The organism is Okeania sp. SIO2B9 (genome assembly GCF_010672505.1).
Lineage (GTDB): Bacteria > Cyanobacteriota > Cyanobacteriia > Cyanobacteriales > Microcoleaceae > Okeania > Okeania hirsuta.
This window is the reverse complement of record NZ_JAAHGK010000488.1, coordinates 1-5,071: the sequence shown is the minus strand read 5'-3', so window position 1 is coordinate 5,071 and position 5,071 is coordinate 1. Positions and strand designations below refer to the sequence as shown.

At 35.1% G+C, this 5,071-nt stretch carries 7 protein-coding genes; 2 read left to right on the top strand and 5 right to left on the bottom strand.

The genetic code is table 11. The features are described from left to right. Window positions 1-407, bottom strand: a 407-nt coding sequence (locus F6K13_RS17515; RefSeq protein ID WP_287287901.1) for a class I SAM-dependent methyltransferase, incomplete at its 3' end; no start/stop codon positions are given. 749 nt (window positions 408-1,156) lie between these two features. Here F6K13_RS17515 and F6K13_RS17510 point away from each other — a divergent pair. Then, window positions 1,157-1,282, top strand: coding sequence for a hypothetical protein (locus tag F6K13_RS17510; RefSeq protein WP_287287900.1), 126 nt, complete (start codon window positions 1,157-1,159; stop codon window positions 1,280-1,282). A gap of 312 nt (window positions 1,283-1,594) precedes the next feature. Here F6K13_RS17510 and F6K13_RS17505 read toward each other — a convergent pair whose 3' ends face one another. The 4 genes from F6K13_RS17505 to F6K13_RS17490 form a co-directional block, all read right to left on the bottom strand. Then, window positions 1,595-1,957, bottom strand: a complete 363-nt coding sequence (locus tag F6K13_RS17505; protein ID WP_124145847.1) for a ferredoxin — start codon at window positions 1,955-1,957, stop codon at window positions 1,595-1,597. A gap of 12 nt (window positions 1,958-1,969) precedes the next feature. Next, the gene (locus F6K13_RS17500) at window positions 1,970-2,950 is read right to left on the bottom strand and encodes a cysteine synthase A (protein WP_124145848.1); all 981 of its coding nucleotides are present in this window, start codon (window positions 2,948-2,950) and stop codon (window positions 1,970-1,972) included. Window positions 2,951-2,984: 34 nt separating this feature from the next. Beyond that, entirely contained in the window at window positions 2,985-3,569 is a 585-nt protein-coding gene (locus tag F6K13_RS17495; protein ID WP_287287899.1) for a Uma2 family endonuclease, read from the bottom strand. A gap of 347 nt (window positions 3,570-3,916) precedes the next feature. Continuing rightward, window positions 3,917-4,555, bottom strand: coding sequence for a peroxiredoxin (locus F6K13_RS17490; protein WP_124147296.1), 639 nt, complete (start codon window positions 4,553-4,555; stop codon window positions 3,917-3,919). 156 nt (window positions 4,556-4,711) lie between these two features. Here F6K13_RS17490 and F6K13_RS17485 point away from each other — a divergent pair, with 156 nt between their 5' ends. Continuing rightward, window positions 4,712-5,014 (top strand): hypothetical protein, encoded by a 303-nt coding sequence (locus F6K13_RS17485; protein ID WP_124147295.1) that lies wholly within the window; start codon window positions 4,712-4,714, stop codon window positions 5,012-5,014. The last annotated feature ends 57 nt before the right edge of the window (window positions 5,015-5,071 follow it).

The following is a 5,071-nucleotide window of genomic DNA, read 5'->3' as shown; positions in this document are numbered from 1 at the left end:
CAACACAGTTGTTTCATTAACCCTGCTTCTAACATTTCTTCATGGATTTTTTTCCATCCACTCTCCTGATTTTCAAACCAATGTTGGCGGTAGGAAAAACAAAGTAATCCTGCTGATTTTGTCACCCGAATTATTTCCGGCAAACTCTCCGATGGCGCATTTCCAGGAGAACATAAAGTTCCTGCGCTAATTACAATATCAAAGGTATTATCAGCATAGGGAATTTCCGGAAGAATAGACTGTTTAAGTTCTTTATATAATCCCTTACTTTTAGCAGATTCTAACATTCCTGGTGACATATCTATTCCATAAAAGAAACCTTTTACCCCCATTTCTCTCAAAATACGACCTTGGTCTCCAGTACCACACCCTAAATCTAGAATAGCTAAGTTAGAAGAGTTACCAATATATTGATGTAAAAGTTGGCAGCATTTTTTGGCAGCATAAGTACCACCCTCAAAAATTTCATGGTTTTGGTCATACTATTCTATTAACGGTTGATATTGACCTGTTTTTTCTACCTCTTGGGAATTAGTTGTATACTCTGAAAACCACTGTCTTTGATTGGATTTTGATTGTTCCATAAAATAAATTACCGAATAATTGATAATGAATAATTTTTGCTTAAACTTCTTTATTTTTCAGTATAAAAAATTCCTAAATTTGCCTTTTAGTCAATCTTTTTCTGGAAGACAAGAGGTAATTATCACTCATCAGTTAACAGTTAATATTTTTAGTATTGCTTTTAATACCATGTCCGTTTAATTAGAGCTTGCTGATTAAATCTAAAAGCATTGACAAATAAAGACAAGTGGTTTTTTTAGGTCAAAAAAAGTGCCTGGTTTTCAGCTCTTCATGCTCAAAAAGGAGCACATTTTAGGCAAAAGTTGGGCAGAACAATCTTGGGACAAAACTTAGCTCCTACCTCCTCGCTCATTCCCATTTCTCCTGTCTCCTACCCCTACTAAAAGACTTTTTCAACAAACCCTAATTAATGATCAAAAACTTTCTTCTTCTATCTTGACTCCTAACCCGTCCGTCTTTATTTATAACCTACATTCCGCACTTCAGTTTGTAATATTAAAAGTAGTATATAAATCCGTAGCTTGGTAGGTATTTATACTATGCAAATCATCTCAATAGACCTCTTGCAAAAGTGTTAATTAGGGTTTGCTTATGGAAGTCTTTTAGTCAGGGGAGGAGTCAACCCACCCCTAACCCCTCCCAGGAGGGGAACTCAGGAGTCAGGAGTCAGGATAAATGGGATAAATGGGAATTATAGAGGAGATAGTAGGAAGAATCGTTCCTTGATTTTTCTGTCCAACTCTTGACCAAAATCCTAAATTTTTGAACCATTACCACCTAAAACCTCGCACTTTTTGATACTTAAAAAGGCTAAAAACTTTATATTTAAAGACTTTTAGATTTAATCAGCAAGTATTAATTAAATCAATTCAAGACTATGAAATAAACAATTTCATCTCTCTATTCCCTATTCCCTATTCCCTGACTTCTGCAAGAAGTCTAATTACTTTTTTCGTTGATCAAATTCCGAGTAAAAAATTTACGCATAAATACTTGGTTGATTGATTACTCAATCACGGCAGCTATGATTTTCTCCTAAATTCTGTCTCCTGACTCCTGACTCCTGACTCCTTCTTCTCAGACAATGAAACTTAGAATAAAGCATTTTTTTCACAGATACTCCACCTAGTAAATGTCTTTCCACCACTGCCGAAACCTCATCAATATGAACATGACTATACCAAACTTCCTCCGGCAAAACTAAAACCATCGGACCATTGCCACATTGCCCTAAACATCCACTTTTTTCTACTTGAATATTAGGAACTTCAGACGACTCAAAAGCAGCTAATACTTTTGCCGAACCTTGTTTCCGACAAGTACGATTTTGACAGACTAATAAACGTCTATCAACTTGACTATTTTCCACCATAATTTCTCCCGGTTATACTTCATCCGGCAATAAATTTTTAGCAGCTAACCATTCACTATTAAATAATTTTGATTGATAACGAGCGCCACTATCACATAATACAGTCACAATAGTATGACCAGAACCCATTTCTTTTGCTAAAGCTATTGCTGCACCAACATTAATTCCGACAGAACCACCCATAAATAAACCGTCTTTTCTTAACAGTTGATAAACCACTTTTACCGCTTCTTGATCATCAACTCGAATCGCATCATCTATCGGCACATTTTCCATATTTTTCGTTACCCGACTATTACCAATACCCTCAGTAATAGAATTACCCTCGCTAGAAATTTCCCCAGTTTTCACATAACTATAAAGACCGCTTCCCATAGGGTCTGCTAAAACAGTTTTAATTTGCGGATTTTTTTCTTTTAAAAATAATGACACACCAGCAAAAGTTCCACCCGTACCAGTAGCAGCTACCCAACCATCTACTTTTCCATCAGTTTGTTCCCAAATTTCCGGTCCGGTTGTTTCATAATGAGCAATTCTATTTGCCAAATTATCAAACTGATTTGCCCAGATAGCATTTTCCATTTCCGATGCTAATCTACCTGACATTTTTACATAGTTATTTGGGTCTTTATAGGGAACTGCTGGAACAGGTCTAACTTCCGCACCTAAAGTTCTCAAAGCATCCATTTTTTCAATAGATTGAGTTTCGGGAATAATAATTAAACACTTATAACCTTTAGCATTACAAATATGTGCTAAACCAATTCCTGTATTACCAGCAGTTCCTTCCACAACTGTTCCCCCAGGTTTCAGTAAACCTTTTTCTTCTGCATCTTTAATAATATAAAGAGCAGCTCGGTCCTTCACCGAACCCCCTGGATTAAGAAATTCTGCTTTGCCTAAAATTTCACATCCAGTTTCTTCACTGAAGCTATTTAATCTAATTAATGGAGTATTGCCAACTGTACCGATAAAACCTTGTTTAATATCCATTTTTTGACCAATATTTTATTTACAAAATATTATTTTACCAAACTTTGCTCATCTTTAAAACAAATCCAGGCAATACTGAGTCCCCACTTACAGTATCAGGATTTTCTAAACATTCTGTAAGCATTCCTGGGCGATAGATATAAACTTTTCTCTCTTTTCTATCAATTAACCAACCTAATTTTACTCCCGGTTCTTCCATATATTCTGCCATTTTTGCTTGGAGAGTTTTTAGGTTATCTGAAGGTGACATTAACTCCACCACAAAATCTGGGCAAATCGGAGCAAACTTTTCTTTTTGTTCTTGGGATAAACTATTCCATCTTTCTAATTTTATCCAGGAAACATCGGGGGATTTTTTCGCTCCTGTGGAAAGAGTAAATCCTGTACTGGAATCAAAAGCAATACCCGTACCTTCTTTTTCTGCCCAAAAATATAATTTTGCTGCTATACCAAGGTTACGATTTCCTGTTTCTGAACCAGTAGGAGACATAATTAATAACTCTCCAAATTTATTAGTTTCTATCCGTAAATCTCGATTAATTTGACAGAATTCAAAAAATTGTTCATCTGTCATTTGTAAATTTGGAGGCATTTGTAAAATAATCGGATCATCAAGCATAATTTTTCCCTCCTAAAAATAATTAAGGATTAAGAATCCTGGTTAAAATCTTAATCCTCAATTAAATTACAACGTAAGCATTTCGTGCGGACTGCTGCGCAAACAGCTATTAGCGCTTCAGCGGTCAGCAATAAAAATCAAATAGGCTATTATTGTCAGTATTCAGCTCTTAGTTTTTTAATGAATAAAGCAAGCATTCGTTTAACTTCTATTACATTTTTAATCAGATAATGAACCACAAGAAGGATAAGTTTTAGTTCAATTCATACAATTCTATGGCGGGAAATGTAGATGTTTCTCAAGAGTTGATACCTGACTGCTGAATGCTGAATGCTTACATGATAACTTTACTTATTTGGTTGAGGGGTCATCCGCAAATATGACTTAACTTCTGTGTAACCTTTGGGGAATTTTTGTTTTAATTCTTCAGGGTCTTTTAAAGAAGGAACTATCACACAATCATCACCATCTTTCCAATTTACAGGAGTAGCAACTTGATAATTATCTGTTAGTTGCAAAGAATCAATTACTCTGAGAATTTCCTCAAAATTACGACCTGTACTAGCGGGATAAGTAATAGAAAGACGGAGTTTCTTTTCGGGGTCGATAATAAAAACAGTACGAATTGTCAGATTATTTAAAGAATTAGGATGAATCATATCGTACAAATCAGAAACCTTTTTATCCACATCTGCCAGAATAGGATAATTAACAGTTGTACTTTGGGTTTCATTAATATCTCCAATCCAACCCTTATGAGATTCTGCATCATCCACACTTAGGGCTAAAACCTTAGCACCTCTTTTGTCAAATTCTGGTTTGAGTTTGGCAACTGTACCTAGCTCTGTTGTGCAAACTGGCGTGTAATCAGCAGGATGGGAAAATAGCACTACCCAGCTATCTCCAGCCCACTCATAAAAGTTGATTTCCCCTTCAGAAGAATTTTGGGTAAAGTTGGGTACCGTGTCACCTAATCTAAGGGCCATAGCTTAACTTCCTATATTGTTTATAGTGAACAATTCTCTATGTTTTCATCCTATAATCATTTAAGCTTTTAACTTTATATAATCTTAAAAATTAGATTAAATTTAAAGTTATGTCATATGTTATGAATTAGTAACCATTGTGATGAATTATTAACCATGTTTCAATTTATTTATTTTGTAATTCATGCCATACAACCATTTTTGGTTCCTCTGTGTTTTGTCTTTGCTTGGGGATTGATAATTTTAACGTTCTGGAGTATAATCGGTGCCCTACTTGATTCAGTGCGTAGAGCGAAACAGATGCACAAAATTCCCTGTGCTAATTGTCTATTTTTTACTGGAGATTATCATCTTAAATGTCCTGTACAACCTAAAGTTGCTCTTTCAGAAAAAGCAATTAATTGTATTGACTATAGACCTAAATCTGTGAGTTGGTACGACCGGATTAATTCCTATTGAAGAAGTAAGAAGTAAGAAGTAAGAAGCAAGAAGGGGTAAATATTGAAAGAAAGGGAA

Coding starts and splice junctions, on each gene's coding strand:
- F6K13_RS17505 (WP_124145847.1), bottom strand. CDS start 1,957: ATGGTGGAAAATAGTCAAGTTGATAGACGTTTATTAGTCTGTCAAAAT.
- F6K13_RS17500 (WP_124145848.1), bottom strand. CDS start 2,950: ATGGATATTAAACAAGGTTTTATCGGTACAGTTGGCAATACTCCATTA.
- F6K13_RS17495 (WP_287287899.1), bottom strand. CDS start 3,569: ATGCTTGATGATCCGATTATTTTACAAATGCCTCCAAATTTACAAATG.
- F6K13_RS17490 (WP_124147296.1), bottom strand. CDS start 4,555: ATGGCCCTTAGATTAGGTGACACGGTACCCAACTTTACCCAAAATTCT.
- F6K13_RS17485 (WP_124147295.1), top strand. CDS start 4,712: ATGTTTCAATTTATTTATTTTGTAATTCATGCCATACAACCATTTTTG.